This window comes from Stenotrophomonas sp. AC248 (assembly GCF_979258185.1).
On record NZ_OZ409840.1, the window covers coordinates 2,294,268 to 2,321,160 of the forward strand.

Consider the following 26,893-nt stretch of genomic DNA (forward strand, 5'->3'; position numbering starts at 1 on the left):
ACCGACGCAGCCGACCAACGGTCGGCTCTACCGGGGCGCGATCGGCTGCGGCGTTTGGTCACGCTGGTGACCGCCTCAACCCAACATATGATGTTGACGATGAGGCAGACCCACACTATGTTGTGTTCATCGGCTCCCCGCTTCCGCCAGGCCCGGTTCCCCGTCATGCCCCTGCAGGCCACCCCGGCCGCCCGGCATGACCGCCCGAACAGCGCCTGGAAGCGAGCGTATTACCCGGACCCTTCCGGGGATGATCCCCCTGCCTCCATGACGCCCGCCCGTTCGTCGCGATGCCCGCATCGCGACGCGACTCCTGCGTACCGCATGGACTGACAATGATCACCGAAGACAGCACCCTTACCCACGCCGCCGCCGCACTGGAATCCACCGTTGCCAGCAGTGGCGATGGCCTGTGGATCAGCAAGGAAGGCGGCAACCGGCGCATGCCGTTCGAGCAGGCCCGCCTGCTGCGCTCGATCCAGGCCGTGCACGCCGAGTTTCCGCAGCTGGACCTGGCCGATTACCAACGCGCCGTGTTGGCGCTGGTGCATCGGCGCGAACAGCTGAGCGCCGACGAACTGGTGGACCTGCTGATCCGCGAAGCCGAATCGCGTATCGATCTGGTGGCGCCGGACTGGGAGCACTTCGCCGCGCGGCTGTACCTGCGCCGCCTGTACAAGCGCGCCAGCAAGAACCGCTTCTACGACGCCAGCCTCAAGTACGGCTCGTACGTGGGGCTGCAGGAAAGCCTGGCCGATCGCAACGTCTACTCGATCGACATCCTGAAGGCGTATTCCAAGGAAGAACTGGAGGAGGCCGGGGCGATGATCGACCCCGAGCGCGACCTGCTGTTCGCGTACAACGGTCTGTACCTGCTGGCCACCCGCTACCTGGCCACCGACCAGTCGCGGGCGGTGTACGAACTGCCGCAGGAGCGCTGGCTCACCATCGCGCTGTACCTGATGCAGAACGAACACCTCAGTGGCGACCGCACCCGCGCGCGGCGCATGCGGCTGGTGCGCGAGGCCTACTGGGCCCTGTCCAACCTGTACATGACCGTGGCCACGCCCACCCTGGCCAATGCCGGCAAGACCGGCGGGCAGCTGTCGTCCTGCTTCATCGACACCGTGGACGACAGCCTGCAGGGCATCTACGACTCCAACACCGACGTGGCCCGCGTGTCCAAGCACGGGGGCGGTGTGGGCGCGTACCTGGGCTACGTGCGCTCGGCCGGGGCGGCGATCCGCGGCGTGGCCAATTCGTCCGGCGGCGTGGTGCCGTGGATCAAGCAGCTCAACAACACTGCCGTCAGCGTGGACCAGCTTGGCCAGCGCAAGGGCGCCATCGCGGTATACCTGGATGTATGGCACCGCGACATCGAAAGCTTCCTGGACCTGCGCCTGAACAATGGCGACCAGCGCCTGCGCGCGCACGATGTGTTCACCTCGGTGTGCCTGCCCGACCTGTTCATGGAGGCGGTGGAGCGGCGCGGTGACTGGTACCTGTTCGACCCGTACGAGGTGAAGCGGATCAAGGGCTGGTACCTGCAGGATTTCCACGACGAACAACGCGGCCAGGGCAGCTTCCGCGACCGCTACGCCGAGGTGGTGGCCGACGAGAGGATCAGCCGCCGCACGATCAAGGCCATCGACCTGTTCAAGCGGATCATGGTCAGCCAGCTGGAGACCGGCAATCCCTTCATGTTCTACCGGGACGAAGTGAACCGGATGAACCCGAACAAGCACGCCGGCAAGGTGTATTCCAGCAACCTGTGCACCGAGATCCTGCAGAACATGAGCCCCACCCGGCTGATGCAGGAGATGATCAGTGGCGACCAGATCGTCACCACCCGCCAGGCCGGCGATTTCGTGGTGTGCAACCTGTCTTCGATCAACCTCGGGCGTGCGGTCACCGCGGCGCCGGACCTGCTGTCCAGCGATGTGCTGGAGCGGCTGGTGCCGATCCAGGTGCGCATGCTCGACAACGTGATCGACCTCAACCAGCTGCCGGTGCCGCAGGCCACCATCACCAACCGCAAGTACCGCGCGATCGGGCTGGGCACGTTCGGCTGGCACCACCTGCTGGCGCTGAAACAGATCGATTGGAACGACACCCAGGCCGAAGACTATGCCGACAGCCTGTACGAGCGCATCAACTACCTGGCCATCCAGGCCAGCATGCGCCTGGCCGAGGAAAAGGGTCGCTACAGCACCTTCGTGGGGAGCGACTGGCAGACCGGCGAGTATTTCCGCGCGCGCCACTACGAGAGCCCGGCCTGGCAGGAACTGGCCGCGCAGGTCAGCGTGCACGGGCTGCGCAACGGCTGGCTGCTGGCGGTAGCGCCGAACATGAGCACCGCGCAGATCGCCGGCTCCAGCGCCTCCATCGACCCGGTGTACGGGGCGTTCTACTACGAGGAAAAGAAGGACTTCCGCCGCCCCGTAGCCGCGCCCGGGCTGTCGCTGGACACTTACCCGTACTACGAAAAAGGCGCCTACCGGCTGGACCAGTTCGCCAGCATCCGCCAGAACGCGCGCCGCCAGCGCCACGTGGACCAGTCGATCAGCTTCAACCTGTACGTGCCCAGCACCATCCGCGCCAGCACCCTGCTCGCCCTGCACATGAGCGCCTGGCGCGAAGGCCTGAAAACCACCTACTACGTGCGCTCCAACGACATCGACATCGACGAATGCGAATGGTGCGGTAGCTGACGACCGCAGGTCGTCAGCGGTAGTGCCGGCCGCTGGCCGGCAACCAGGCAAACGCACGTAACCGACAACCAGGACACCCCCATGGCGACACCGCTGGAACGCATCAAGATCCTCGAGCCGCGCCACCCCAACCGCTCCACCGGCATCATCAACGGCCGCACCAGCGGCATCCTGAACTGGAATGACATCCCCTACCCGTCCTTCTACCGGGCCTACAAGGAGCTGTCGACCAACTTCTGGATCCCCGACGAAGTGGACATGAAGGGCGACGCGCGCGGCTACGGCGAGCTCAATGCGCGCGAAAAGAACGCCTACGATTCGATCATCGGCCTGCTGGCCACGCTCGATTCCCCGCAGACCCGCTTCATCTACAACGTGGCCGAGTACATCACCGACCCGGCCGCGCACGCCAACGCGGCGATCATCGGCCAGCAGGAGGTGATCCACAACGAGAGCTACAGCTACGTACTGGCCTCCATCGCCGGGCTGGCCGACCAGAACCGCGTGTTCGAAATCGCCCGCACGCATCCCACCATCCTGGCGCGCAACCAGCCGATCATGCAGTCCTACGACGACTTCATGCGCGAGAAGACCGCCGAGACCCTGATCCGGTCGCTGATCCAGTCCTCGATCCTGGAAGGCATCAACTTCTATTCCGGCTTCGCATTTTTCTACAACCTGGTCCGCCAGAACCGCATGACCGGCACCGGCAAGATCATCAGCTTCATCAACCGCGACGAACTGGCCCACACCAAGTTCATCAGCGAACTGATCCGCGCCATCATCGGCGAGAACCAGCAGCTTCAGGGCGACCAGCTCACCGCTTACGTGCACGATGCATTCGAGCATGCCATCGCGCTGGAAACGCGCTGGACCGGCGAGGTGCTGGACGGTATCGATGGCATCGACGTGGACGAGATGATCCGCTACGTGAAGTACCGCGCCAACAAGATGGCCGGCATGCTCGGCATCGAGAAGCTGTACAGCGACACCAACGTCAACGTGATGCCGTGGATCAAGGCCTACGCCGACAATTTCACCGAGACCAAGACCGACTTCTTCGAGATGCGCAACGCCAGTTACAAGAAGACCAATTCGGACAACGGCTTCGACGACCTGTGAACCGCCCATGCGCATCCTGCTTGCCTATGCATCGCTGAGCGGCAACACGCACGAGGTGGCGCGGCTGGTCGCGGCACGCTGCCAGGCCCTGGGCCACCCGCTGCAGCTGCTGGACGTGGACGGCGATACCGCTGCCGCGCTGGCACAGCCACGCGATGCGCTGCTGCTGGGCTGCTGGACCGACAACGCCGGCCGCACCCCGGCGGAGATGAAAGCCTTCGTGGCCACGCTGCGCGACACCGCCGGGCTGCCGCCCGGCCTTGGCGTGGCCGTGTTCGGCACCGGCGAAACGCAATGGGGCCCGGAGTACTACTGCGGCGCCGTGCATCGCCTGGCGCGCTTCTTCGGCTCGCCGCACCCGGTGCTGGAGATCGAGCAGATGCCGCACGGGCAGGCTGACACCCACGCCATCCACCAGTGGACCGACACCGTGTTGGCCCGCATCGAGACCTCTACCCATGCAGATCCTGCACGCCGCCACGCCTGACGCCTACCACGCCGCCCTTCGCGACCATCCCACCGTGCTGGTGGATTTCCACAAGGACAACTGCCCTGGCTGCCGCATGCTGGACATGTCGCTGGCCAGCATCGCCGATTCACCGCGCGCCGCCGGCATCGTGCTGCTCAAGGTCCACCTGGAAACCATCGGCGAAGTGTTCTTCCGCAGTTTGGGCCTGCGCCAGACACCCACCCTGCTGCTGGTCCGTGACGGACACGAAGTAGCGCGGCTGGCCGGTTACCAATCTCCCAAGCAGATCGGCGACGCCCTCGCGGCCGCCATGGCAACGTAACCCCTTGGTAGGGTCGGTTCCCAAACGACCGCCGATAACCGTGCCACGTACATTGCACGCATGACCCAAAAACGGAGCCAGCGCCCGCAATCACGCAACCGAACCGCATTACAAAAACCAGTCTACGTTCGATGGTCATGTCGCCACCGAACGGTGAGCCGTTACGTGCAGTCGACCAAGGTTCGACCCTGCCAGCCCACGATACCGCGCAAAGTTTCAATGTCCGCCCGGCCATCCCCGGTAGGGTCGGTTCCCAAACGACCGCCGATAACCGCGCCGCGCGCGTTGCACGCATGACCCAAAAATGAAGCCGCGCCCGCGATCACGCAACCTGATCGCATACGGAAAACCGGCCTGTGTTCAAGGGTCATGTCGCCACCGAACGGTGACCCACCACGTGCAGTCGACCAAGGTTCGACCCCACCAGCCGCTGGGTTCAACAATCTCTCCGGTAGGGTCGGTTCCCAAACGACCGCCGATAACCGTGCCACGCACATTGCACGCATGACCCAAAACGGAGCCAGAGCCTGCAATCATGCAACCGAACCGCATGCCGAAAAACCAGCCTGCGTTCGATGGTCATGTCGCCACCGAACGGTGAGCCGTTACGTGCAGTCGACCAAGGTTCGACCCTACCAGCCACCGGGTTCAAGCATCTCTCCGGTAGGGTCGGTTCCCAAACGACCGCCGATAGCCGTGGCACGCACATTGCGCGCATGACCCAAGAACGGAGCCAGCGCCCGCAATCACCCCACCCGACGGCCCAGCAACCCCCGCCGCTTGAACCACCACTCCAACGGCAACGTCACCAGCGGCGGAACCGCAGCCAGCAGCGCCAGCCCTGCCGCCCACCACGGCCAGCGCAGCCGCACCGCGGCCAGCACCGTCACCACCACGTAGGCCATGAAGGCGAACCCGTGCAGCGGCCCGAACACGCGTACGCCGATCGGGGTGGGATCGGCGGCGTGGTACTTGAAGTACATGCCGACCAGCAGGCCGGCCCAGGTGAGCGCTTCGATGAAGGCAACGGTGGCGAAGACACGACCCATGGGGGTCATCGGTGGAGTGGCGTTCAAATCAGGCTCGGCACGCAGGCATCAGGAACGCCATGATAGCCGCGAACTGCGAATGCGACCCGTTTGCAGTCGTTGACCCTGAAAAAGGCGTGCGCACGTTCGCGCACGCCCCGTCACTCAGACGAACATACCGCCCGACGCTTCCACCCGCTGCGCATTGATCCACGCCGTCGACGGCGACAACAGTGCCGCGGCCACCGGCCCGATGTCATCCGGCTGGCCGGCACGTCCCAGTGCGGTGATCGAGGCCACCATGCCGTTGACGTGCTCGTCGTCGCGCACGCGGCCGCCGCCGAAATCGGTGGCGATCGCGCCCGGTGCCAGCGTGTTGGCGCTGATCCCGCGCACGCCCAGTTCCTTGGCCAGGTACCGGGTGAACACTTCGATGCCGCCCTTCATCATCGCGTAGGCCGAACTGCCCGGCAGCGAGAAGCGCGCCAGCCCGCTGGACACGTTGAGGATGCGCCCGCCATCGGCGATCAGCGGCAGCAGCGCCTGGGTGAGGAAGTACGGCCCCTTCAGATGTACCGCCACGGCGTGGTCGAACTGTTCGTGCGTGGTCTCGGCGATGCTCGCGTACAAGCCTTCGCCGGCGTTGTTGAGCAGGCCCTGCAACTGCGTGGCGCCCCACCCCTGCAGGGTGTCGCGCAGCTGGTCGGCGAACGCGGCGAAGCTGCCACTGTCGGCGACATCCAGCGGCAATGCCGTGGCACGGCGGCCGAGCGCTTCGATCTGGGCGACCACCTGCCGGGCGGCGTCGGCCTGGCTGCGGTAGGTGATCACGATATCGGCGCCATCGGCGGCCAGCGCGAGCGCGGCGTTGCGGCCCAGCCCGCGGCTGCCGCCAGTGACCAGGACGATACGGGGGAGCTGCTCATGTCGTTTCTCCAGCGGTAGGGTGTGGGCACAGACTATTGATCTTGCGTGAGCGCATAAACCGCGCGATCCTGATTTGACTGTTCACCAATGACGAACAATCCATGGATCGCCTGGACCAACTACGCAGCTTCCTGCGCGTCGCCGAACTGGGCTCGTTCACCGGCGCTGCCGACAGCCTGGGGCTGCCCAAGGCCAGCGTGTCGCTGGCCGTGCAGCGGTTGGAGGCGGAGGTGGGCGTGCAGCTGCTGCACCGGACCACCCGCCGGGTGCGACTGAGTGCCGACGGCCTGCAGTTCCAGCAGCGCGCCCGCGACCTGCTGGATGACATGGAAGAGCTGCAGGGCATGTTCCGCCGCGACACCAGCCAGCTCAAGGGCCGGCTGCGGGTGGACATGTCCAGCGGCCTGGCCCGGCAACTGGTGATCCCGCACCTGCCCGGCTTTCTTGCGCGGCACCCGGGGCTGGAGATGGAGCTGAGCGGCACCGATCGCCGCGTGGATCTGGTGCGCGAAGGCTTCGACTGCGTGCTGCGGGTGGGCAGTCTGGACGACAACACGCTGGTGGCACGCCCGCTGGGCGCCATGCAGATCGTCAACTGCGCCAGCCCGGCCTACCTGGCCACGCGCGGCACGCCGCGTACGCTGGCCGACCTGCACGCGCATGCCTTGATCCACTACGTGGGCACGCTCGGCCAGCGTTCGCCGGGCTTCGAGTACCCCGATGACGAGGGCGGCTATCGCAGCCTGCCGATGCGCGGCGCGATCACCGTCAACAGTGGCGAGGGGTACAACGCGGCCGCCCTGGCCGGGCTGGGCATCATCCAGGTGCCGCGGCTGGGGGTGCGCCAGGCACTGGCCGCCGGCACCCTGGTGGAAGTGCTGCCCCAACTGGCCGCCGAACCGATGCCGGTGACGCTGCTGTACGCGCAACGCCGCCACCTGCCCCATCGGGTCACCGCGTTCATGGACTGGGTGGCCGGGGTGATCCAGCCGGAACTGCTGCGGGCCGACTGAAGCCACCCGCAACACCGTGCACAACCACGCACCCACGTGTGCATGGTATTGCACGATGTAGTGCGTGATGATGTATAGTCACCCGCCTATCCGGGGGTGGCTTTGCGTTTTCATGCATGGTTGCTCCGGTTTTTTCCCGAACGCCAGAGCATCCCGCCATGCATCCAGAAGCCCTTCCCGGCGAACGCCAACAGACCATCCTGCACCTGCTGCGCGAACAGGGGCGCGTGTTCTCCGCCCAACTTGCGCTGCAGATGGGCGTCTCCGAAGACTCGATCCGCCGCGACCTGCGCGATCTGGCCAGCCAGGGCCTGTGCCGCAAGGTGTATGGCGGCGCGCTGCCGGCGGCCCCGGAATTTCCGCCACTGGCCGACCGCCATGCCCTGCAGCGCGAACAGAAGCAGGCGCTCGCACGCGCAGCGGCCCTGCATGTGCGCCCGGGTGAGCAGGTGCTGCTGGATGCCGGGTCCACCAACAGTGCCATCGCCGCCTGCCTGCCCGACACCCAGGGCCTGCGGGTGATCACCAATGCTCCGGACATCGCGCTGCTGCTGATGGCGCGCAGCGGGTTCGAGGTCACGCTGATCGGTGGCCGCCTGGATCCGCGGATCGGCGCGGCCGTCGGCGCGCAGGCGCTGGAAGCCATCGCCGCGTTGCGCGTGGACGTCTGCTTCATCGGCACCTGCGCGGTGGATGCCGAGGCCGGCCTGTGGGCCGTGGATGGCGAGGAAGCCGCGCTGAAGCGGGCGATGCTCGCCGCCAGCAGCCGCTGCGTGGTGGTGGCCAGCAACGAAAAGCTGGGCGCGCAGGCATCGCACCGGATCGGCACGGTCGAACGGATCGACGTGTTGGTGCTGGAGGCCGATGCCCCGTCGGCGCAGGCCGAGGCGTTCGCGCGCCGCGGCGTCGATATCCACCACGCCGATGCGGAGTAAGCCCGACATGTCAACGCTGACCCACGCATCCCTGGCCGGTACCCGCGTCGAACAACACGCCACCCGCGCCGCCTTCTTCCTGCCCGGCTTCGCCACCGCCGCCTGGGCGCCGCTGGTGCCCTTCGCCAAGACCCGCACCGGGCTGGATGAGGGCTCGCTGGGCCTGGTGCTGCTGTGCCTGGGTGCCGGTTCCCTGCTGGCGATGCCGCTGGCCGGCATCTTCGCCGCCCGCCACGGGTGCCGCGCGGTGATGATCGGCACGCTGTTGATGGTGATCGCCAGCCTGCCCCTGCTGGCCATCGCGCCATCGCCGTGGACGCTGGGGCTGGCCCTGTTCGTGTTCGGCGCCGGGGTGGGCGCATGCGACTGCACGATGAACATCCAGGCGGTCATGGTCGAGCGTGACAGCGGGCGGCCGATGATGTCCGGCTTCCACGCCTTCTACAGCATCGGTGGCGCCGTTGGCGCCGCGGCGATGACCGGGCTGCTCGCGCTGCACCTCCCGCCGTGGCTGGTGTGCCTGCTGGCTGTCGCGGTGATGGCCGCGCTGCTGGCCCTCTCGCTGCCGTACTGGCGGCGCGACAAGGCGCCCACCGGCGCGCCGGTGTTCGCCGTGCCACATGGGGTGGTGCTGGGCATCGGCGTGCTGTGTTTCGTGGCCTTCCTGGCCGAGGGCGCCATGCTGGACTGGAGCGCGGTATTCCTGCACGAGGTTCAGCAGGTGCCGCCGTCGCACGCCGGGCTGGGTTTCATGACGTTTGCCATCGCCATGACGGTGACCCGCCTGGTCGGCGACGGCGTGGTGGCCGCGTTGGGGCGGCACCGCGCCATCCTGCTCGGCAGCCTGGTGGCGGCCGGTGGTTTCGCGCTGGTCACCTTTGCCACGCTGCTGCCGCTGGCGCTGCTGGGCTACGCACTGATCGGCCTGGGTTGCGCCAACATCGTGCCGGCGTTGTTCTCGATGGCCGGCAACCAGAAGGCGATGCCGGAGAGCCTGGCGATTCCGGCGATCACCACGCTGGGCTACGCCGGCGTGCTGGCCGGCCCGGCGTTCATCGGGTTCGTGGCACAGGCCAGCAGCCTGGTGTTCGCCTTCTGCCTGGTGGCCGTTGCACTGGCGGGCATCGGCGTGGCGGCGCGCTGGGTGCGGGCCTGAGTCGCGCCTGCAGCACGACCGGCGCAACGTGGGCGGTACCATCGTGGTACTGCCTGCCGGGTCCCCGCCATGACCACCCTGCCCTTCGATCCCCGCCCTCGCCGCGCCGCCTTCCGCGCCCTGCATGCGGACGGCTGTTTCGTGTTGCCCAACCCGTGGGACGTGGGCAGTGCGCGCTACCTGCATGGGCTGGGGTTTGCCGCGCTGGCCAGCACCAGTTCCGGCATGGCCTGGAGCCAGGGCAAGCCGGACGGCCAGCTCTCACTGGATGAGACGCTGGCCCACCTGCGTGACCTGGCCGCTGCCACGCCGCTGCCGGTGAATGCCGATTTCGGCGATGGCTTCGGCGCGGATCCCACCGCAGTGGAGCACGCCGTGGAACAGGCCATCGCCACCGGCGTGGCCGGCCTGTCCATTGAAGACGCCCGTGGCGACGCTGCCGCGCCGCTGCGACCGCTCGACGAGGCAGTGGCGCGGGTGCGCGCCGCACGGGCCGCCATCGACCGCAGCGGGGAAGACGTGTTGCTGATTGGCCGGGCCGAGAACTTCTTTGTCGGCCGCCCGGACCTGGACGATGCCATTGCCCGGCTGCGCGCCTACGCCGCGGCCGGCGCCGACTGCCTGTACGCGCCGGGCATCAGCACCCGCGCGCAGATCGAGGCGGTGGTTGCCGCCGTGGCCCCCAAACCGGTGAACCTGCTGGTGGGCAGCGCCGTGCCGTTTACCCTGCAGGACATCGCCGCCATGGGCGTGCGCCGGGTCAGCGTGGGCGGCGCGATGGCGCGTACCGCCTGGGGTGGGATGATGCGCGCCTCGCAGCTGCTCAGGGACGAAGGCCGCTTCGACGGCTTCGCCGATGCGGCCTCCGGGGCGGTATTGAATCACCTGTTCCGCTGACCGGGGTCAGTGGCTGGACAGCACCACCACCGCACCGGTGACCAGCGCGATGCCGATCCAGCCGATCGGACGCAGGCGGTTGCCGAACAGCACCCGCCCGCAGACGGCAGTGCCGATCACTCCGATCGCGCCCCACATCGCATAGGCGGTGGCCAGATCCAGGGTCTTGACCGCTTGGCCGAGAAGCGCGAAGGCGAGCCAGACCAGCGCGATCGCGGCAACCCCCCAGGCCGGCTTACGGAACCCATCGGATTTGGCGACCATCATGTTGGCCGCGATGTCGATCAGGGCCGAGCAGACCACAAACAGGAAGGCGGTGAGATTCATGCCGTGTGCTCCTCGCCGAGCGTGACGCAGACGATGCCGACCGCCGCCATCACCAGGCCGATCATCTGCTGCACGGACAGGCTGTCCTTGAACACGAAAATGCCGACCAGCGTGAGCAGGGTCAGGCCGAGGCCTTCCCACACCGCGTAGGCAACCCCGACCGCGATGGCGCGCACCGACACCGCCAGGAAGTAGTACGAAATGGCCAGGGCCACGGCCATCACGACATAGCCCAGATAGCCGCCATGACGGGCGGCGTCGGCCATGAACGAGGTGCCGACCACTTCGGCGACGATCGCCACAGTCAGGCAGGCCCAGGCGATCAGGCCGCCACGGGCACGGGGTTGGGAATGCACGTGTGTGTGCATGGGAAACTCCTTGAGGGTGATCCGGCGGGGCGTAGGTACCGACCGTTGGTCGGTACGGGCACTCGCGACACTCGCACTCCGCCGATGCCTTCATTATCATCGACGTTTCCATCACACCAAAGATGGAATCCATCGACAAAGGCGATACATCCATGCGCTACGGCCCGGAATCCTTGCACGCCTTCGTTGAAGCGGCCGCGCTCGGCTCCTTCTCCGCCGCGGCCCGCCGCCTGAAAAAGACCCAATCGACCATCAGCACGGCGGTTGCCACGCTGGAGGCCGATCTGGGCCTCACCCTGTTCGATCGCCGCGGCCGCTACCCGGTGCTCACCGACGACGGGCGCAAGGTGCTCGGCCACGTGCAGGAGATTCTTGCCGCCGCTGAACGCCTGGAACAGCTGAGCATCCGCCTGGGCGACGCGGTGGAGCCGCGGTTGACCGTGGTGTTTTCCGACATCTACCAGCTCAACCCCGACCACCCTCTGTTGCAGCGTTTCGAACAGCGTTTTCCGGACATTGAACTGGAATGGCTGGATGCCGAAGGCAGCGACGTGCTCGATGTGGTGCAGCGGGGGCGCGCGCATCTGGGACTGGTGCCGCAGCAGGCGCAGTACCCGTCCGACCTGACTGTCCGTGCGCTGCCGTTGCGCGCGGAAATGGCGGTGTTCGTGGCGCGGCAGCATCCGCTGGCGCAGATCGATGCCGCGGACGAATCCCACCTGGCGGGCCATCGCCGGATCTGCCTGAGCGGTGACGATCAGCGCAGCGGCCCGGCCCGGGGGCGCAGCTGGTCGGCGTCGGATTACCTGATGGTGCTGGAGATGGCCGAAGACGGCTTCGGTTGGGCCGAACTGCCGCGCACCCTGGTAGCGCGATACGGGCGCGGGCAGCTGGTGGAACTGGCCCTGCCCGGCTGGCCGAAGCTGGTGGCGTGCGACGCGGTGTGGCGCAAGGGCGAGATACTGGGCCCGGCCGCGCTGTGGCTGCTCGACGAATTCCTGCACCGCACCCCGTAGAGCGGGGCTCTGCCCCGCCGCGCTTCGCGCTGAAAGACAGCCGGGCAGAGCCCGGCGCTACGTGGCGCTGGTTTGGATCGCCTGGAGCCGGCCAGCGGCCGGCACTACAAGGCAGCCGGGCAGAGCCCGGCGCTACGTGGCCATTCTTCAACGCATCCCGGGTAGAGCGGGGCTCTGCCCCGCTGCGCTTTGCGCCGGGCTCCACGCTTGCCGGGCAGAGCCCGGCTCCACGTGGCGCTGGTTGGGATCGCCTGGAGCCGGCCAGCGGCCGGCACTACCTAGTGGGCGAGTGCGTAGTCGATGGCGGCGCAGATGGCGGCTACCTGCGCATCGTTGCATTGCTGCGGGGTGGCGCGCGGGCTGTCCGGGTAGACCTCGGTGGTGGTGGTGTAGGTCGCGCCGGTGATGCTGGCGCACAAGCCCAGCTTCTTCAGCGGGTACTCGATCACGCCCGGGGCCACCACCGGCGAGCCGATGATCTCGCCCTTGTCATCGGCCGGGGCGATATGGGTCACCTGCTCCACCGCCGCGTTCACCGCCGTCTGGAACGCGGGCTGCGGATTCTCGCTGTCGTCCACCAGGTAGAAGCCATCGGGAATCAGGCCCGGTTCGAACGGCTTGCCATCGCGCGCGGCCAGCGCGGGACGGAACTCGGTTTCGTCGCTGTCGGTGGTTTCATGCAGGTCGATGTGCATCACCATGCCGGCGCGCAGCGGTTCCACCAGCGCCATCAGCGCCGCCGATTCCTGCGCCGGGCTGTTGGCCACGAACGAGCGGTTCGGGTCGATCGCATCGGCGTTCCAGCGCTGCACGCGCTCGTAGCCCCAGGGGCTCACACACGCCGCCACCAGCACGTTCGCGCGACCGTCATAGTCCTTGGCACGCGTGGCCAGGAACTGCAGCGCGCCCTGCACGCCACTGGTTTCGTAGCCGTGCACGCCGCCGGTCACCAGCACGCTGGGAAGCGCCGGGTTCCAGTTGCGGCTGCGTACGGCAAACAACGGGTACGCGTCCGGGGCGTAGTCCAGCGTGCCGTACTGCTCCACGTCGAAGTCCGCGCGCAAGGCGTCCACCGCCGGCACCACGTCGTTGGCATAGCGACGCTGCGGCTGCTGCAGGGCACGCCACTGCGCCTTTTCCGCCGCGCCCCAGGGCTGGCCAGGGGTGCCGATGGGATGGAAGCGGGCGTCGGTCATGGCGTACTCGTCTGTGCAGTGGATCGGGACGCCGATTTTACCATTGCCGCCCGGGCCGCCTGTGCCACATCAGGCGAGCAGCTGCTGCAGCGCCACGTCGATGGGTTGGTCACCTTCGGTGAGTTCGATGATGCGGTGCTTGAGCTGCGGGCGTTCGACCAACGCCACCAGCGTCGCGGCAACATCCGCACGCGGCACCTCGCCGTAGGCAATGGCCAGCCCGGCCTGCACGCATCCACGGCCGGCCGCATCGGTGAGCGTACCGGGGCGCAGGATCACCCAATCCAGGTCGCTGGCGGCCAGGTACACATCGGCGCGCTTCTTGACCGCCATGTAGTTCTCGAAGCCATCGCCCATCGCCTTGCCTCGCCCGGCCTCGGGAAATGCCGAGACCAGCAGGAAGCGTTTGATGCCGGCGTGCCGGGCGGCCTGCACGGCCAGCTCCAGCCCGGCACCGTCGATGGCGTTGGTCAGTTCGATGCCTGCCCCGCCCGCCCCTGCACTGAACACCACCACCTCGCTGCCGGCCATCTGTGCCGCCAGCGCCTGCGCATCGGTGTGGGTCAGATCGCCCTGCATCGGTGTGCCGCCCAGTGCGGCCAACGCGTCCGCCTGCTCCGGGCGACGATGCAGCGCCACCGCGCGGTGGCCGCGCGTGGCCAGTTGTTCGACCAGGTGGCGGCCGACCTTGCCGGCAGCGCCAATGATGAAAACCTGGGCCATGCTGTTCTCCTGAAACGTACCGGCGATCAGCGTAGCCATCGCGGCGTGACTGCGCCGTGGCGCTTACGCCAGCGCAATCCAGCCGCGAAATCCCAGCCCCTGGTAGAAGCTCTCGACGCGGCTGAAACCGGCCTCGCGCAGCAGCGCCTCGTCCTGCGCCGGCGACAGGATATGCACGTGCTCGGCGACGGCGGCGCGACCGTGCTCGGCCTGCTCCGGCGTGATCCCGGAGGACATCGCAAAGTCGGCGTAGCGCTGCAGCCAGCGCGCACGCGCACCGTCGCTCTGCTCGAAGCTCATGTGCGCCACGACCAGCGGCGCGCCCGGACGCAAGCGCCGATGTAGCGCCGCCAGAGTCGGCACGCGTTCGTGCGGCGGCACGAAATGCAGGGTGAGCAGGCAGGCCGCCGCATCGAACGGCCCGTCAGGCGCTGCGTCGATGTACCCGTGATGCAGCTGGGCACGGTGGGCGTGTGCGCCCAGGGTGCGGGTTGCCAGCGCCAACATCGCGTCCGACGGATCCACACCGTCGAAACGCCAGTGCGGCTGCGCCTGCGCGAAGGTGCGCAGCTCCAGGCCACCGCCAGCGCCCAACACCAGCACGCGTGCGTCGGGCGGCGCGGATTCGGCCAGCAGCTGCGTGCACATCCGCTGCAGGTCGGCGAACCCCGGCACCAGCCGGGGTGGGCGTTCTGCGTAGCGGGCCACGGCATCGGGGTCGGCGTAGGCATCCATCGGGCGCACTTTATTTCATGTAACTGGTGTAGTTACATTAACGCCCGTGGCGCGCGATGTCACCCGCCGTTGTACTGGGCCTCGCTGACCTGCTCCAGCCAGGTCACCGGTGAGCCATCGACCGCTTCGGCGATGGCGATATGGGTCATGGCCACCGTCGCCTTGGCGCCGTGCCAGTGCTTCACCCCCGGCGCGATCCAGACAATGTCGCCGGGGCGGATCTCCTGCACCGGCTTGCCCCACTCCTGCACGCTGCCCACCCCGGCGGTCACGATCAGGGTCTGGCCGAGCGGATGGGTGTGCCAGGCCGTGCGCGCGCCGGGCTCGAAGGTCACGGTGGCGCCGCCCACGCGGGCCGGTGCGGCGCGCTGGAACGGCGCATCGATGCGCACCGTGCCGGTGAAATAGTCGGCTGGGCCGGCCGCCGATGGGGTGCTGCCGGCTCGGGCGATCTGGATCGGGGCCGGGTCGGCCGGTGCGGTGGCGGCCACCATCGACAGCAGCGTGCTGCTCAACAGGTTCATGGGGAACTCCTCGACGTGGAAAACGGACCGTCCCACTGTAGTCCCTGCCAACCTCGCCACTGCCTGCCGCAGCACGCATGCAGCGATGAACATCACTCATCAATCATCAACGGTTGGCGCCTTGTGCTCACCAGTGGCCCGGACTCATCATGGCCAGGCATGAATCACATGCGTGCCGGACGCCGCCGATGGCCCGCGAGAATTTCAACGACCTGCAGGTCTTCATCGCCGTGGCCCGAGAGCGCAGCTTCACCCGCGCCGCCGCGCAGCTCGGCGTCTCGCAGTCCGCGCTGAGCCACACCGTGCGAGGCCTGGAAGAGCGTCTCGGGGTGCGCCTGCTCACCCGCACCACCCGCAGCGTGTCGATGACCGAGGCCGGCGAACGGCTGTACGACACCGTGGCCCCGCGCATGCAGGAGATCGAGGCCGAGCTGGTGGCGATCAGCGACTACCGCGACCATCCTGCCGGCACCATCCGCATCACCACCGCCGAACACGCGGCCAACAGCATTGTCTGGCCACGCCTGAGCGCGATACTGCCGGCCTACCCCGACCTGCGCGTGGAGCTCACCGTCGACTACGGCCTGGCCGACATCGTGGCGCAGCGGTACGACATCGGCATCCGCCTGGGCGGACGCGTGGCCAACGACATGATCGCCGTGCCGATCAGCGGCCCGCAGCGCATGGCGATCGTGGCCAGCCCGGCCTATTTCGTCCATCACGTCGCGCCCCAAGCACCGGCGGATCTGGCCGCGCACAACTGCATCGGGCTGCGCCTGCCTACCCACGGCGGACTGATGGTGTGGGACCTGCAGAAAGACGGCCAAGAGGCCAACGTGCGCGTGGACGGGCAATGGACGTTCAACGGCAGCAGCGCCATGTTGCGCGCGACCCTGGCCGGCGCCGGCCTGGCCTACCTGCCCGAAGACATGGTGCTGGAACACGTCCAGGCGGGTCGCCTGCGCCGCGTCATGGACGACTGGTGCGACCAGTTCGACGGCTATTACGCCTACTACCCCAGCCGCCGCCAATCCTCCAGCGCGATGCGCGTGGTGATAGAAGCGTTACGCGCAGCCCGGTAGAGCCGACCGTTGGTCGGCTGTCGCAATGCGGGAATAACCGACCGTTGGTCGGCTGTAGCAATCCCCGGTAGAGCCGACCGTTGGTCGGCTGTCGCGGTGCCCGACCCGGAACAGCCGACCAACGGTCGGCTCTACCCGCCGGCCCTCAGGGGCGCAGCAGCACCTTGCCGTTGCGGCCCGGTTCCAGACTGGCCGCAGCAGCAGCCGCCACCTCGTCCAGCCCGAACACACCATCCACCGGCAGGCTCAGCCCACCGCGTGCAGCCAGCTGCAGCAGCTCACCCACCAGCCGGCGCTTGTCGTCCGGGGCCATCGCCTGGCTCACCTTGCTGCCCCAGAACCCCTTCACCGTGGCCTGCTTGAAGATCACGTCGCCCGAGTTGAGCTGCATCGGTTCGCCGGTCATCGAGCCGAACGACACCAGCGTGCCGCCATCCCCCAGCAACGTCATCAGCTCGCTGCTGGCACGCCCGCCCACCGAGTCCACCGCCGCAGCGATCGAGCCGCCGGCCAGCCGTGTCTGCACCTGCGCCATCCAGTCCGACTGCGCGGTGGAAATCGTGTTGTCGATGCCCAGCGCCTCCATTTCCGCCACGCCGGCATCGCGCCGCACCAGGTTCACGCAGTGCACGCCGCGTGCCTTGGACAGCATCGCCAGCGCCTTGCCGACCGCGCCATTGGCGGCGTTCTGCAGGATCCACTGACCCTCGTGGACCTGCAGGAACTCCAGCAGCATCAGCGCGCTCAGCGGCATCGCGATCAGCTGCGCCGCGGTTTCATCGTCGATCGCATCCGGCATCGGAATGACCATCTTCGCCGGTGCGATGAAGTGCTCGGCCCAGGTGCCATGCACCGACGCGGCGCTCACCCGCTGACCCACCGCCAGGCCTTCAACGCCCTCGCCCAGCGCGTCGATCACGCCGGTTGCTTCACTGCCACCAACCGCCGGCAGCGTGGGCTTGTAGCCGTACTTGCCGCGTACGGTCCACAGGTCATGGTTGTGGATGGGGGCCAGCACGGTGCGGATACGCACCTCGCCCGCGCCCGGCTGCGGGGTGGGTACGTCACCCCCGTGCAGCACGATGGTGGGATCGCCAAAGGTGTCATGCAATGCAGCGCGCATGGAAGTCTCCTGTTGCCAGTTCAATGGGGGATTGCCGGGCAGCGCCCGGCCTTGCACGGGCACACACGGTGCCCGGAGACGCGTGACCTCAACGTCGGTGGCGGTGCGCGGCCACGACCGGCACGGTCGGATGGCGCCACGCCCGCGTGCGCAGCAGCAACGTCTGCAGCACCAGCAGCGCGGCAACCGCCAGCGCCAGCACCGACACGGTATCGGCACCGGGCAGGCGCCAGCCCGACTGCTTCACGTACACACCGACCAGCGCCCAGACCACGGCCGCCGGGTACGCGAAATGCCCGCGCAGGCGCTGGTTCATCGCCCAGGCCAGCACCGTGGCAAGGGCCAGAAGCACCACGCTCCAGCCGAACATGTCGGCGGTGGGCAGCCACTGGTAGGCCACGATTACCTGGGCCGTGTTGAGGAAGGCGGCCATCGTCAGCCAGCCGGCATGCAGCGCCAGCGGATATGCCGCCCAGGCGCGCTGGCCGCCGGTGGCGTCGGTGGGGGCGGCGCGCACAGCGGCCATCAACAGGCACACCAGCGCAGCCCAGATGATCGCCAGCGCGGGCAGGAACCACTGGTTGGAAAACACCGGCATCCACGCGGCCGTCAGCGCGAAGCCCGCCGCCGCCCAGCCACGCACGCCGGGCAGGTCCGGGCGGCGCCGGCGCAGCTGCCACAGCCCGAAGACCACGTCCCACAGGAAGATCACGCCCCAGATCGCGAACGCGTAGCCCGCAGCGACCAACAGGGTCGGATAGCGGTCGGAAATCGCGCCATTGGTCGGGCCGAATGCGCCGGATTGCGAGAACCACGACACCACCGGCATGGCCAATGCGGCCAACAACACGATCCAACGCATGCATCCACTCCAACTCAAAGAGCGCTGACGATACGCGGTTAGCGGTTAAGGCGGTGGCATAGGTATGCAACAACACGCCCCCCACCCCCGCGTTGAAGCGTGGCCGGCGGCCGCCATGGCATGGCCGGAAATTGCAAAGCCTTACTAACATAGCCTCTGCTATATTGCGGCCGTGGACATCCAACGCCGCCCCGACACCGCGTCTGCCTGGCCGTCTTCAGACGGCCACAGCCCCAGCCTTGGCGACATGAACGCCAGCGTCGCCGTCCCCCACGGCGGGCACTGGTGGTTCCGGCTGTTGGCGTTCCTGGGCCCGGGTTACATGGTGTCGGTGGGCTACATGGACCCGGGCAACTGGGCCACCGACATCGCCGGCGGCGCCCAGTTCGGCTACCTGCTGCTGTCGGTGATCCTGCTGTCCAACCTGATGGCCATCGTGCTGCAGGGGCTGTCGGCCCGGCTCGGCATCGCCACCGGGCGCGACCTGGCCCAGGCCTGCCGCGACCACTATTCGCGCCCGGTCACCCTGGGTCTGTGGCTGCTCTGCGAAATCGCGATCATCGCCTGCGACCTGGCCGAGGTGATCGGCACGGCCATCGCACTCAAGCTGCTGTTCGGGATTCCGCTGCTGGCCGGGGCGATCATCACCGCCATCGACGTGGTGCTGGTGCTGTGGCTGATGAACCGCGGGTTCCGTGCGCTGGAAGCGTTCGTGATCGCGCTGCTGCTGGTGATCTTTGCCTGCTTCGCGATCCAGATCGCCTTCGCCGCGCCGCCGCTGCAGGCCGTGCTCGGCGGCTTCATTCCCCGCGCCGAGGTGGTCACCAACCCCCATGCCCTGTACCTGGCCATCGGGATCATCGGCGCCACGGTGATGCCGCACAACCTGTACCTGCATTCGTCCATCGTGCAGACCCGCGCCTACCCACGCACCGACCCCGGCCGTCGCAGCGCGCTGCGCTGGGCAGTGACCGACAGCACCATCGCCTTGATGCTGGCGTTGTTCATCAATGCTTCGATTCTGATCCTGGCCGCAGCGGTCTTCCACGCACACGGCCGCACCGATGTGCAGGAGATCGAGCAGGCCTACGAACTGCTGGCGCCCATGCTCGGCGTGGGACTGGCCTCGACCTTGTTCGCGGTCGCCCTGCTCGCCTCGGGCATCAACTCCACCGTGACCGCCACGCTGGCCGGGCAGATCGTGATGGAGGGTTTCCTGCGCCTGCGCATCGCCCCGTGGGCACGCCGCCTGATCACCCGCGGCATCGCGATCGTGCCGGTGGTGATCGTCACCGCGATCTATGGCGAACAGGGCACCGCGCGGCTGCTGGTGCTCAGCCAGGTGCTGCTGTCGATGCAGTTGCCCTTCGCGGTGATTCCGCTGGTGCGGTTCGTGTCGGACAAGGCAAAGATGGGCGCGCTGGTGGCGCCACGCTGGCTGATCGCGCTGGCGTGGGTGATCGCCGCGATCATCCTGGTGCTGAACGTGAAGCTGCTGCTGGACACGGTGGCCGGTTGAGCCGCATCAGTGCGCGAAAGCGCGGGCACTCCAGATGACGGGGGGCACGGCACGCCGCCGCGTGCCTCAAACCGTCACGCATCACGGTCATGCGCGCGATGCGCAGGTCCAGCGCATCGGCCTTGGCCGCCAGCCGCGTGCGATCGATGCCGGTGCCATCTTCGACCCCCAGCATCGTCCCGATCTCCTGCAGCGACAGTCCCGCTGCGCGCCCCAGCGTGATCAACGCCAACTGCTCCAGCACCGCATCGGCATACACGCGGCGCAGGCCATGCCGACCCATCGGCCGGATCAGGCCCTTCGCTTCGTAGTAGCGCAGTGCCGATGCGGCCAGGCCTGAGCGGCGGGCCACCTCGGCGATATCCAGCTCACGCATCGCTTGACCTCAAGTGCACTTGAAGTGCCAGAGTGCGGGCTCCCTTCCCTGCTGGCAAGCCCAGATCGAGACCGTCATGACCGATACCCCTCAACACGCCCTCTGGAACGGCCCCTCCGGCGAGGTATGGGTGGAGGCGCAGTCGCTGCTGGACGGCATGTTCTCGCCGCTGGCCGAACAGCTTGCCGGGGCTGTTCCGGCAGGCCAGCCCGCACATGTGCTGGACGTGGGCTGCGGCACCGGTGCGGTGTGCCTGGCCATCGCCGCCCGGCTCGGCGAAGGCGGCCACTGCAGTGGCGTGGACATCTCCGCGCCGATGATCGCCCGTGCGGTGGAACGCGCCGCCGCGGCGGGTCTGCAGATCGACTTCGCGGTGGGCGATGCGCAGCGGCACCGCTTTGCGCCGGCCCGCCTGGATCGCATCGTCTCGCGCTTCGGGGTGATGTTCTTCGACGACCCGGTGCAGGCTTTCGCCAACCTGCGTCAGGCCACGCGCAGCGGCGGCACGTTGCATGCGCTGGCCTGGCGCAGTGCCGCCGAGAACCCGTTCATGACCACCGCCGAACGCGCCGCCGCGCCCTTGCTGGCGCTGCCCCCGCGCACGGCCGATGGTCCGGGGCAGTTCGCCTTCGCCGATCGTCAGCATGTGCTCGACATCCTGGCCAACAGTGGCTGGCGCGATATCGAGGTGACGGCGGTGGACCAGGTCTGCAGCATCCGCACCGCCGACCTGCGGCGGTACGTGTCGTTGCTGGGGCCGGTGGGTGGGATGCTGCGCGATCCGCAGATCGACGCGGCGCTGCGTACCCGGGTGCTGCAGGTGGTGGAGCAGGCCTTTGCCCCGTTCGTGCAGGGCGACCGCGTTGAATTCGTCGCCGCCTGCTGGGCGCTGCGCGCGGTGGCACCCTGATCGCAGGGGCAGTGGTTGCCGTCCTGCGGGCGACACTCAGCGCGGCGGCAGGCGCATCAACCACCGCGTCGCCAGCATCGCCAGCAGGGCCATCAGTGCGGCGGCGACGAACGCGTAGCCGGCGCCCTGCGCATAGGCCGCGCGTGCCAGCACACCCAGCGCATCCGTCGACGTCGACAACTCGCCCACCACCACCCGTTCCAGCAACGCCGGCGAGACCGGGTGGCCGGCCGCGGCCAAGCGGGCTTCGGCGGCGGCCCGCACATGGCTGGACAGCACCGCCCCCAACGTCGCAAACCCGATCAGGATGCCGGAGAAGCGCGCGGTGGTGCTGATGCCCGAGGCCATGCCGGCGCGGTCCGGGGGAATCACGCTCATGATCGCCTTCTGCGTTTCACCGTTGAGCAGGCCGCCGCCACTGCCCAGCACCGCCATGGCCACCAACAGCCCCGGCTCGCTGTGCTGCCACAACGACAGCGCGATGCCCAGGTTGCCGAGCACGGCCACGCCCAACCCCAGCGCAAGGATCTTTCCCGAATCCCAGTGCGCGCCCAGACGCCGGCCAAGGAACGGCAGCAGCAGCATCGCCAGCGCGAACGGCAGCATGTGCAGGCCGGCCAGCAGCACGCTGTCGCCGCGCACGTTCTGCAGCAGCAACGGCAGCAGCGACGCCATCACCTGCACCGCGGCGGCGTAGGCGAACATCGCGATCACCGCGCCCACCAGCGCCGGTATCCGGAACAGGCGCAGGTCCAGCATCGGCTGGGCGCGGCACTGTTCAACGCGGATGAAGGCCGCTCCCAGCACCACGCCGGACACCAGCCACGGCAGCACGGCGATGCTGGTCCAGCCTTGCACCGGGCCGCGGATCAGTGCCCACGTCCACGACAGCATGCTGCCGGCAAACAGCACCACACCGGCCACATCGATGCGACGGCGCACGGGGTCGCGCGAGTCGGGCACGAAGCGCGCGCTCATCGCCGCCAGCAGCAGGCACAACGACAAATTGATGTGGAAGGCCCACCGCCAGCCCAACCAGGTGGCAATCGCCCCGCCGATCAACGGGGCCAGCACCATGGTCAGGCCCATGATCGCGCCCCATATCGCCCAGGCCCGTGCGCGTCGCACAGGGTCCTGGTGGGCATGGCCGATCAGCGACAGCGCCGGGGCCAGCATGAACGCCGCCGCCGCACCCTGCCCCGCCCGCGCCAGGTACAGCGCACCCGCCTGCGCTGCCAACCCGCAGGCCACCGAGGTGAGCGCGAACAGCCCCAGGCCGATCAGATACAGGCGCCGCCGACCGATGCGGTCGGCCAGGGTGCCGGCCGGCAGCAGCAGCGAGGCAAAGCACAGCACGTAGGCGCTGACCACCCACTCGATGTCCGCGAACGACGCCGACAGGTCGCGTGCGATGGTGGGCAGCACCACCCCGACCACGTTGGTGTCCAGCACCGTCAGTGCGCAGCCGGCCGATGCCAGCAACAGCACGGCATCGGTGCGTGGCGTTGTGGCCACGGCAGTGCTCACTCCCGGCGGCTCACGCGCCGGGGGCCGTCAGTTTCGCGCGCAGCCGGGCGTCCATCTCCGCATCGGTGAGCGCATAGCCCAGCACGTCCTGCAACGTGCCATCGGCGCCCAGCAGGAACCACGACGCGGTATGTTCGAAGGTCGCCGCATCGCCCTCGCCCACCTGCCGGTAGCTGACCCGCAGACTTTCGGCGATGGCACGGGTGCCTGCCTCATCGCCGCTCAACCCGATGAACGTCGGATCGAAGGCGGCCAGGTACTCGTGCAGGTGGGCAGGCGTATCGCGCCGTGGATCGATGGTCACGAATACCACCTGCAGCGACTCCCCCAGCGGCCCGAGACGGCGCTTGAGCTGCACCGCCTTGAGCAGGCTCAACGGACACACTTCCGGGCAGTGGGTGAAGCCGAAGAACAGCAACGTCGGCTTGCCACGCAGGTCCCGGATTGAAAGGGTGCGCCCATCACTGGCCTGCAATGCCACCGCATCCAAGGCGGCCTGGCCCATGATCGGCGCGTCCGCGCTGCCGCAGCCGGCCAGCAGCAGGCCGCCCAGCAACGCCGCCAGCGCGCCGCGCATCACCGGTTGGCTCCGTGTTGGTTGGCGGGCCCACCCATGCCATCGCGCACCACGAACTCCACGGGCAGCGCGTCGCCATGGGCGAACTGCAGGCGCACCCGCACGTGCTGGCCCTCCTGCAGCGGGCGCTTGGGCATCATCAGCATCAGGTGGTAACCGCCGGGCCGCAGCGAAGTGATCTTCCCTGCCGGCAGCGGCAGGCCGTCGGGCAGTGCCTGCATACGCATGACCTCGCCGTCCATGCGCATCGCATGGATCTGCACCTGGCCGAAGCCGGCCGCGCTGGCCGCCACCAGGCGGTTGGCGGCGCCGCCATTGTCCAGCTCCACGTAGCCGGCTGCCACGGCCGCGGCGGGCGGCGGCAATCGCACCCAGGCTTCACTGGCCACCACCGACGCGCTGTCGCGCCCGGCGGCGGTTGCCGGCAGCGACGCCGCCAGCCCCATCACGGCGGCCAGGCCGAGGCGGCACGCGCGTTGGATCATGACCCTGCTCATACCTGCATCGGCATCATGTTCTGGGTGGCGTTGTGCATGACCCACAACGACCCGGCGACGACAATGGCGATCAGGAACGCCGTGCACAGGAAGATGCCGGTGTTCTCGCGCTGGCTGCGGCCCGCGCCGATGTGCAGGAACAGCACCAGCTGCGCCACCAACTGCACCACGCACAGCACCACGATGGCGGTCAGCCGCAACGGCTGTGGCACCCACCCGCCCATCACCACGCCGAACGAGGCACCGGTGAGCACCAGGCACAGCAGCAGGCCGATGATGTAGCCCTTGAGGGTGGCGTGGCTGCCACCGTGATCGGTTTCAGAAGCGCTCGGGCTCATACGAACTCCCGCAGGTAGACGAAGGTGAAGACACAGATCCAGATCAGGTCCAGGAAGTGCCAGAACAGGCTCAGGCAGGCCAGGCGGCGGCGGACGATGCCGTCCAGGCCGAACTTCAGCACCTGGTGGATCATGATCGCCAGCCACAGCAGGCCGAAGGTGACGTGCAGGCCGTGGGTGGCCACCAAGGTGAAGTACGCCGACAGGTAGGCGCTCACGTCGGGGGTGGCGCCTTCATGGATCAACTCGGCGAACTCATACAGCTCCATGCCGATGAACACCGCGCCGAGCAGCCCGGTGGTGGCCAGCCAGCCCACCACCTGGTTGCGCTTGTTGGCCTGCAGACCCAGCATCGCCAAGCCGAAGGTGAAGCTGCTCAACAGCAGCACCACCGTTTCAGACAGCACGAAGCCCAGCTTGAACAGTTCCTTGCCCGACGGACCGTCGGCGGTGCCGTTGAGCAGCACCCCGAAGGTGGCAAACAGCACCGCGAAGATCAGGCAGTCGCCCATCAGGTACATCCAGAACCCGACGACGGTCTTGCTGCCGTCGTCGTGGTGCTCATGGGCGTGGTCGTGATGACCGCCCGCGAGCTGCCCGTGCTGCGTGGCAGCGGTCAGGGTATCGCCACTCATGCCTTGGCTCCTTGCATCTGCGCGAAATGCGCCTCTTCAATGCGCTTCACCTCGGCGGCGGGCACGTAATAGTCCACGTCACGGTCGTAGGAGCGCAGCACGAAGGTGGCGATCACACCGACCAGGCCAATCGCCGCCAGCACCCACATGTGCCAGACCAGGGCGAAGCACAGCACCAGGCTGAACAGCGAGATCACCACACCAGCGCCGGTGTTGCGCGGCATGTGGATGTCCTCGTAGTGGTCCAGGCGCTGCCAGGCACTGCCGGCCTGTTTGTCGTCCCAATGCTGCTCCAGCGAGGTGATGACCGGCACCTTGGCGAAGTTGTAGAACGGCGGCGGCGAGGACGTGGCCCATTCCAGGCTGCGTGCATTCCACGGGTCGCCGGTCAGGTCCAGGTTGGCCTTGCGGTCGCGCACGCTCACGTAGAACTGGATGAACATGGCCGCGATGCCGGCGGCAATGACCAGCGCGCCGATGGCGGCCACGATCAACCACGGCTGCCAGCCTTCCACCGCGTAGTGGTTCATGCGCCGGGTCATGCCCTTGAAGCCGAGCACGTACAGCGGCATGAAGGCCAGATAGAAGCCCACCAACCAGCACCAGAACGAAATCTTGCCCCAGCGCTCGTTGAGGGTGAAGCCGAACGCCTTCGGGAACCAGAAGGTGATGCCGGCCAGGCAGCCGAACACCACGCCGCCGATGATCACGTTATGGAAGTGCGCGATCAGGAACAGGCTGTTGTGCAGCACGAAGTCCGCGCCCGGGATGGCCAGCATCACGCCGGTCATGCCACCCAGCGCGAAAGTCACCATGAAACCGATCGTCCACATCGTCGAGGAGTGGTAGCGGATGCGGCCGCGGTACATGGTGAACAGCCAGTTGAACAGCTTCACGCCGGTGGGAATGGAGATGATCGAGGTCATGATGCCGAAGAAGGCATTCACGTTGGCGCCCGAGCCCATGGTGAAGAAGTGGTGCAGCCAGACGAAGAACGACAGCACGCCGATCGAACAGGTCGCATACACCATCGAGCGGTAGCCGAACAACGGCTTGCCCGAGAACGTGGCGATGATCTCGGAGAACGCGCCGAAGCACGGCAGGATCAGCACGTAGACTTCCGGGTGGCCCCAGATCCAGATCAGGTTGACGTACATCATGGCGTTGCCGCCGGCGTCATTGGTGAAGAAGTGCATGCCGAAGTAGCGGTCCATGGTCAGCAGCGCCAGGGTCGCGGTCAGCACCGGGAAGATCGCCACGATCAGGATGTTGGTGATCAGCGCGGTCCAGGTGAATACCGGCATCTTCATCAGGTCCATGCCCGGCGCACGCATCTTGAGGATGGTGACGATGAAGTTCAGGCCGGTCAGCGTCGTGCCGATGCCGGAGACCTGCAGCGACCAGATGTAGTAGTCCACGCCAACCGTGGGGCTGTACTCGATCCCCGACAACGGCGGATAGGCCACCCAGCCGGTGGCGGCGAAGTCGCCCACGAACATCGACAGCATCACCAGCACCGCGCCCACCGCCGACAGCCAGAAGCTGAGCGAGTTGACGAACGGGAAGGCGACGTCGCGCGCCCCGATCTGCAGCGGCACCACCAGGTTCATCAGACCCACGATGAGCGGGGTTGCCACGAAGAAGATCATGATCACGCCATGCGCGGTGAAGATCTGGTCGTAGTGTTCCGGCGGCAGGTAGCCGGCCGCGTCATTGGCCGCGATCGCCTGCTGGGCGCGCATCATCAGGGCATCGGCAAAGCCGCGCACCAGCATGACCAGGGCTAGCAGGATGTACATAACGCCGATCTTCTTGTGGTCCACCGAGGTGATCCACTCGGTCCAGATGTAGCCCCATTTCTTGTAGTAGGTGATCGCCGCGACGATCGCCGCGCCGAGCAGCAGCGAGCCTGCCAGCGCCGACATGATGATCGGGTCGTGGTAGGGAATTGCTTCGAGGTTCAACTTTCCAAGCACAA

Annotated in this window: 29 protein-coding genes; 12 read left to right on the forward strand and 17 right to left on the reverse strand. The window is 67.6% G+C overall.

The window, feature by feature from the left end; all coding sequences use genetic code 11:
• The first annotated feature begins 335 nt into the window (after positions 1-335).
• From ACZ0AE_RS10385 to ACZ0AE_RS10400, 4 genes are all read left to right on the forward strand, one after another.
• The gene (locus ACZ0AE_RS10385) at positions 336-2,711 is read left to right on the forward strand and encodes a ribonucleoside-diphosphate reductase subunit alpha (RefSeq protein ID WP_463601035.1); all 2,376 of its coding nucleotides are present in this window, start codon (positions 336-338) and stop codon (positions 2,709-2,711) included.
• Between the two features lie 81 nt (positions 2,712-2,792).
• Positions 2,793-3,833: a ribonucleotide-diphosphate reductase subunit beta gene (locus ACZ0AE_RS10390; protein WP_038688187.1), complete on the forward strand. Its 1,041-nt coding sequence runs from the start codon at positions 2,793-2,795 to the stop codon at positions 3,831-3,833.
• Between the two features lie 7 nt (positions 3,834-3,840).
• On the forward strand, positions 3,841-4,320 hold the full coding sequence (locus ACZ0AE_RS10395) for a flavodoxin (protein ID WP_463601036.1): 480 nt from the start codon (positions 3,841-3,843) through the stop codon (positions 4,318-4,320).
• Positions 4,292-4,624: a thioredoxin family protein gene (locus ACZ0AE_RS10400; RefSeq protein WP_137189556.1), complete on the forward strand. Its 333-nt coding sequence runs from the start codon at positions 4,292-4,294 to the stop codon at positions 4,622-4,624. Before ACZ0AE_RS10395 ends, ACZ0AE_RS10400 begins: the two co-directional genes overlap by 29 nt.
• A 746-nt stretch (positions 4,625-5,370) precedes the next feature.
• Here ACZ0AE_RS10400 and ACZ0AE_RS10405 read toward each other — a convergent pair.
• Both ACZ0AE_RS10405 and ACZ0AE_RS10410 read right to left on the reverse strand, forming a co-directional pair.
• Positions 5,371-5,682, reverse strand: coding sequence for a DUF3817 domain-containing protein (locus tag ACZ0AE_RS10405; protein ID WP_038688181.1), 312 nt, complete (start codon positions 5,680-5,682; stop codon positions 5,371-5,373).
• Between the two features lie 135 nt (positions 5,683-5,817).
• Complete coding sequence (locus tag ACZ0AE_RS10410; protein ID WP_463602087.1) at positions 5,818-6,591, reverse strand: SDR family NAD(P)-dependent oxidoreductase; 774 nt, start codon at positions 6,589-6,591, stop codon at positions 5,818-5,820.
• Positions 6,592-6,680: 89 nt separating this feature from the next.
• Here ACZ0AE_RS10410 and ACZ0AE_RS10415 point away from each other — a divergent pair, with 89 nt between their 5' ends.
• From ACZ0AE_RS10415 to ACZ0AE_RS10430, 4 genes are all read left to right on the forward strand, one after another.
• Positions 6,681-7,592: a LysR family transcriptional regulator gene (locus ACZ0AE_RS10415; protein ID WP_038688177.1), complete on the forward strand. Its 912-nt coding sequence runs from the start codon at positions 6,681-6,683 to the stop codon at positions 7,590-7,592.
• 158 nt (positions 7,593-7,750) lie between these two features.
• Entirely contained in the window at positions 7,751-8,527 is a 777-nt protein-coding gene (locus ACZ0AE_RS10420; RefSeq protein ID WP_463601037.1) for a DeoR/GlpR family DNA-binding transcription regulator, read from the forward strand.
• A 7-nt stretch (positions 8,528-8,534) separates the two neighbouring features.
• A complete protein-coding gene (locus ACZ0AE_RS10425; RefSeq protein WP_463601038.1) occupies positions 8,535-9,683 on the forward strand; it encodes an MFS transporter in 1,149 nt (382 codons plus the stop codon).
• A 69-nt stretch (positions 9,684-9,752) separates the two neighbouring features.
• Complete coding sequence (locus tag ACZ0AE_RS10430) at positions 9,753-10,580, forward strand: isocitrate lyase/PEP mutase family protein (RefSeq protein WP_463601039.1); 828 nt, start codon at positions 9,753-9,755, stop codon at positions 10,578-10,580.
• A 6-nt stretch (positions 10,581-10,586) separates the two neighbouring features.
• Here the strand turns inward: ACZ0AE_RS10430 and ACZ0AE_RS10435 are convergent, their stop codons facing one another.
• Both ACZ0AE_RS10435 and ACZ0AE_RS10440 read right to left on the reverse strand, forming a co-directional pair.
• Complete coding sequence (locus tag ACZ0AE_RS10435) at positions 10,587-10,907, reverse strand: SMR family transporter (protein ID WP_463601040.1); 321 nt, start codon at positions 10,905-10,907, stop codon at positions 10,587-10,589.
• Positions 10,904-11,275, reverse strand: coding sequence for a DMT family transporter (locus ACZ0AE_RS10440; RefSeq protein WP_463601041.1), 372 nt, complete (start codon positions 11,273-11,275; stop codon positions 10,904-10,906). Before ACZ0AE_RS10440 ends, ACZ0AE_RS10435 begins: the two co-directional genes overlap by 4 nt.
• Positions 11,276-11,427: 152 nt before the next feature.
• Between ACZ0AE_RS10440 and ACZ0AE_RS10445 the strand changes: the two genes are divergently transcribed.
• Positions 11,428-12,291 carry a LysR family transcriptional regulator gene (locus tag ACZ0AE_RS10445; protein WP_448133746.1) on the forward strand — a complete coding sequence of 288 codons (864 nt, stop codon included), beginning with the start codon at positions 11,428-11,430 and terminating at the stop codon, positions 12,289-12,291.
• 278 nt (positions 12,292-12,569) lie between these two features.
• Here ACZ0AE_RS10445 and ACZ0AE_RS10450 read toward each other — a convergent pair whose 3' ends face one another.
• The 4 genes from ACZ0AE_RS10450 to ACZ0AE_RS10465 all read right to left on the reverse strand — a co-directional run bounded on the left by ACZ0AE_RS10450 (position 12,570) and on the right by ACZ0AE_RS10465 (position 15,469).
• On the reverse strand, positions 12,570-13,487 hold the full coding sequence (locus ACZ0AE_RS10450; RefSeq protein WP_463601042.1) for a M14 family metallopeptidase: 918 nt from the start codon (positions 13,485-13,487) through the stop codon (positions 12,570-12,572).
• 69 nt (positions 13,488-13,556) lie between these two features.
• Positions 13,557-14,210 (reverse strand): SDR family oxidoreductase, encoded by a 654-nt coding sequence (locus tag ACZ0AE_RS10455; RefSeq protein WP_463601043.1) that lies wholly within the window; start codon positions 14,208-14,210, stop codon positions 13,557-13,559.
• A gap of 63 nt (positions 14,211-14,273) precedes the next feature.
• Positions 14,274-14,945, reverse strand: coding sequence for a class I SAM-dependent methyltransferase (locus tag ACZ0AE_RS10460; RefSeq protein ID WP_463601044.1), 672 nt, complete (start codon positions 14,943-14,945; stop codon positions 14,274-14,276).
• A gap of 59 nt (positions 14,946-15,004) precedes the next feature.
• Positions 15,005-15,469 (reverse strand): (R)-mandelonitrile lyase, encoded by a 465-nt coding sequence (locus ACZ0AE_RS10465; protein WP_428711390.1) that lies wholly within the window; start codon positions 15,467-15,469, stop codon positions 15,005-15,007.
• A 188-nt stretch (positions 15,470-15,657) separates the two neighbouring features.
• Between ACZ0AE_RS10465 and ACZ0AE_RS10470 the strand changes: the two genes are divergently transcribed.
• The gene (locus ACZ0AE_RS10470) at positions 15,658-16,551 is read left to right on the forward strand and encodes a LysR family transcriptional regulator (RefSeq protein ID WP_463601045.1); all 894 of its coding nucleotides are present in this window, start codon (positions 15,658-15,660) and stop codon (positions 16,549-16,551) included.
• A 145-nt stretch (positions 16,552-16,696) separates the two neighbouring features.
• Here the strand turns inward: ACZ0AE_RS10470 and ACZ0AE_RS10475 are convergent, their stop codons facing one another.
• Positions 16,697-17,674 (reverse strand): zinc-binding dehydrogenase, encoded by a 978-nt coding sequence (locus ACZ0AE_RS10475; protein ID WP_038688156.1) that lies wholly within the window; start codon positions 17,672-17,674, stop codon positions 16,697-16,699.
• A gap of 88 nt (positions 17,675-17,762) precedes the next feature.
• Complete coding sequence (locus ACZ0AE_RS10480; protein ID WP_038688154.1) at positions 17,763-18,536, reverse strand: hypothetical protein; 774 nt, start codon at positions 18,534-18,536, stop codon at positions 17,763-17,765.
• A 247-nt stretch (positions 18,537-18,783) separates the two neighbouring features.
• Between ACZ0AE_RS10480 and ACZ0AE_RS10485 the strand changes: the two genes are divergently transcribed.
• Complete coding sequence (locus ACZ0AE_RS10485; protein WP_463601046.1) at positions 18,784-20,055, forward strand: Nramp family divalent metal transporter; 1,272 nt, start codon at positions 18,784-18,786, stop codon at positions 20,053-20,055.
• Here the strand turns inward: ACZ0AE_RS10485 and ACZ0AE_RS10490 are convergent.
• On the reverse strand, positions 20,006-20,431 hold the full coding sequence (locus tag ACZ0AE_RS10490) for a helix-turn-helix domain-containing protein (RefSeq protein WP_463601047.1): 426 nt from the start codon (positions 20,429-20,431) through the stop codon (positions 20,006-20,008). The genes ACZ0AE_RS10485 and ACZ0AE_RS10490 overlap by 50 nt on opposite strands.
• 76 nt (positions 20,432-20,507) lie before the next feature.
• Between ACZ0AE_RS10490 and ACZ0AE_RS10495 the strand changes: the two genes are divergently transcribed.
• On the forward strand, positions 20,508-21,341 hold the full coding sequence (locus tag ACZ0AE_RS10495) for a class I SAM-dependent methyltransferase (protein WP_463601048.1): 834 nt from the start codon (positions 20,508-20,510) through the stop codon (positions 21,339-21,341).
• A gap of 36 nt (positions 21,342-21,377) precedes the next feature.
• Here the strand turns inward: ACZ0AE_RS10495 and ACZ0AE_RS10500 are convergent, their stop codons facing one another.
• From ACZ0AE_RS10500 to cyoB, 6 genes are read right to left on the reverse strand one after another with little or no spacing between them, the layout of a single operon-like run.
• Positions 21,378-22,868, reverse strand: a complete 1,491-nt coding sequence (locus tag ACZ0AE_RS10500; RefSeq protein ID WP_463601049.1) for an MFS transporter — start codon at positions 22,866-22,868, stop codon at positions 21,378-21,380.
• A 10-nt stretch (positions 22,869-22,878) separates the two neighbouring features.
• Positions 22,879-23,445 carry an SCO family protein gene (locus ACZ0AE_RS10505; RefSeq protein ID WP_463601050.1) on the reverse strand — a complete coding sequence of 189 codons (567 nt, stop codon included), beginning with the start codon at positions 23,443-23,445 and terminating at the stop codon, positions 22,879-22,881.
• The gene (locus ACZ0AE_RS10510; RefSeq protein WP_463601051.1) at positions 23,445-23,930 is read right to left on the reverse strand and encodes a copper chaperone PCu(A)C; all 486 of its coding nucleotides are present in this window, start codon (positions 23,928-23,930) and stop codon (positions 23,445-23,447) included. The genes ACZ0AE_RS10505 and ACZ0AE_RS10510 overlap by 1 nt, the downstream gene beginning before the upstream one ends.
• 8 nt (positions 23,931-23,938) lie before the next feature.
• A complete protein-coding gene (cyoD, locus tag ACZ0AE_RS10515) occupies positions 23,939-24,280 on the reverse strand; it encodes a cytochrome o ubiquinol oxidase subunit IV (RefSeq protein WP_137189588.1) in 342 nt (113 codons plus the stop codon).
• Positions 24,277-24,915, reverse strand: coding sequence for a cytochrome o ubiquinol oxidase subunit III (gene cyoC / locus ACZ0AE_RS10520; protein ID WP_038688126.1), 639 nt, complete (start codon positions 24,913-24,915; stop codon positions 24,277-24,279). The genes cyoD and cyoC overlap by 4 nt, the downstream gene beginning before the upstream one ends.
• Positions 24,912-26,891 (reverse strand): cytochrome o ubiquinol oxidase subunit I, encoded by a 1,980-nt coding sequence (cyoB, locus tag ACZ0AE_RS10525; protein ID WP_463601052.1) that lies wholly within the window; start codon positions 26,889-26,891, stop codon positions 24,912-24,914. Before cyoB ends, cyoC begins: the two co-directional genes overlap by 4 nt.
• Between the last annotated feature and the right edge of the window lie 2 nt (positions 26,892-26,893).

Coding starts and splice junctions, on each gene's coding strand:
- ACZ0AE_RS10385 (WP_463601035.1), top strand. CDS start 336: ATGATCACCGAAGACAGCACCCTTACCCACGCCGCCGCCGCACTGGAA.
- ACZ0AE_RS10390 (WP_038688187.1), top strand. CDS start 2,793: ATGGCGACACCGCTGGAACGCATCAAGATCCTCGAGCCGCGCCACCCC.
- ACZ0AE_RS10395 (WP_463601036.1), top strand. CDS start 3,841: ATGCGCATCCTGCTTGCCTATGCATCGCTGAGCGGCAACACGCACGAG.
- ACZ0AE_RS10400 (WP_137189556.1), top strand. CDS start 4,292: ATGCAGATCCTGCACGCCGCCACGCCTGACGCCTACCACGCCGCCCTT.
- ACZ0AE_RS10405 (WP_038688181.1), bottom strand. CDS start 5,682: ATGACCCCCATGGGTCGTGTCTTCGCCACCGTTGCCTTCATCGAAGCG.
- ACZ0AE_RS10415 (WP_038688177.1), top strand. CDS start 6,681: ATGGATCGCCTGGACCAACTACGCAGCTTCCTGCGCGTCGCCGAACTG.
- ACZ0AE_RS10420 (WP_463601037.1), top strand. CDS start 7,751: ATGCATCCAGAAGCCCTTCCCGGCGAACGCCAACAGACCATCCTGCAC.
- ACZ0AE_RS10425 (WP_463601038.1), top strand. CDS start 8,535: ATGTCAACGCTGACCCACGCATCCCTGGCCGGTACCCGCGTCGAACAA.
- ACZ0AE_RS10430 (WP_463601039.1), top strand. CDS start 9,753: ATGACCACCCTGCCCTTCGATCCCCGCCCTCGCCGCGCCGCCTTCCGC.
- ACZ0AE_RS10435 (WP_463601040.1), bottom strand. CDS start 10,907: ATGAATCTCACCGCCTTCCTGTTTGTGGTCTGCTCGGCCCTGATCGAC.
- ACZ0AE_RS10440 (WP_463601041.1), bottom strand. CDS start 11,275: ATGCACACACACGTGCATTCCCAACCCCGTGCCCGTGGCGGCCTGATC.
- ACZ0AE_RS10445 (WP_448133746.1), top strand. CDS start 11,428: ATGCGCTACGGCCCGGAATCCTTGCACGCCTTCGTTGAAGCGGCCGCG.
- ACZ0AE_RS10450 (WP_463601042.1), bottom strand. CDS start 13,487: ATGACCGACGCCCGCTTCCATCCCATCGGCACCCCTGGCCAGCCCTGG.
- ACZ0AE_RS10455 (WP_463601043.1), bottom strand. CDS start 14,210: ATGGCCCAGGTTTTCATCATTGGCGCTGCCGGCAAGGTCGGCCGCCAC.
- ACZ0AE_RS10460 (WP_463601044.1), bottom strand. CDS start 14,945: ATGGATGCCTACGCCGACCCCGATGCCGTGGCCCGCTACGCAGAACGC.
- ACZ0AE_RS10465 (WP_428711390.1), bottom strand. CDS start 15,469: ATGAACCTGTTGAGCAGCACGCTGCTGTCGATGGTGGCCGCCACCGCA.
- ACZ0AE_RS10470 (WP_463601045.1), top strand. CDS start 15,658: ATGGCCCGCGAGAATTTCAACGACCTGCAGGTCTTCATCGCCGTGGCC.
- ACZ0AE_RS10475 (WP_038688156.1), bottom strand. CDS start 17,674: ATGCGCGCTGCATTGCATGACACCTTTGGCGATCCCACCATCGTGCTG.
- ACZ0AE_RS10480 (WP_038688154.1), bottom strand. CDS start 18,536: ATGCGTTGGATCGTGTTGTTGGCCGCATTGGCCATGCCGGTGGTGTCG.
- ACZ0AE_RS10485 (WP_463601046.1), top strand. CDS start 18,784: ATGAACGCCAGCGTCGCCGTCCCCCACGGCGGGCACTGGTGGTTCCGG.
- ACZ0AE_RS10490 (WP_463601047.1), bottom strand. CDS start 20,431: ATGCGTGAGCTGGATATCGCCGAGGTGGCCCGCCGCTCAGGCCTGGCC.
- ACZ0AE_RS10495 (WP_463601048.1), top strand. CDS start 20,508: ATGACCGATACCCCTCAACACGCCCTCTGGAACGGCCCCTCCGGCGAG.
- ACZ0AE_RS10505 (WP_463601050.1), bottom strand. CDS start 23,445: ATGCGCGGCGCGCTGGCGGCGTTGCTGGGCGGCCTGCTGCTGGCCGGC.
- ACZ0AE_RS10510 (WP_463601051.1), bottom strand. CDS start 23,930: ATGATCCAACGCGCGTGCCGCCTCGGCCTGGCCGCCGTGATGGGGCTG.
- cyoD (WP_137189588.1), bottom strand. CDS start 24,280: ATGAGCCCGAGCGCTTCTGAAACCGATCACGGTGGCAGCCACGCCACC.
- cyoC (WP_038688126.1), bottom strand. CDS start 24,915: ATGAGTGGCGATACCCTGACCGCTGCCACGCAGCACGGGCAGCTCGCG.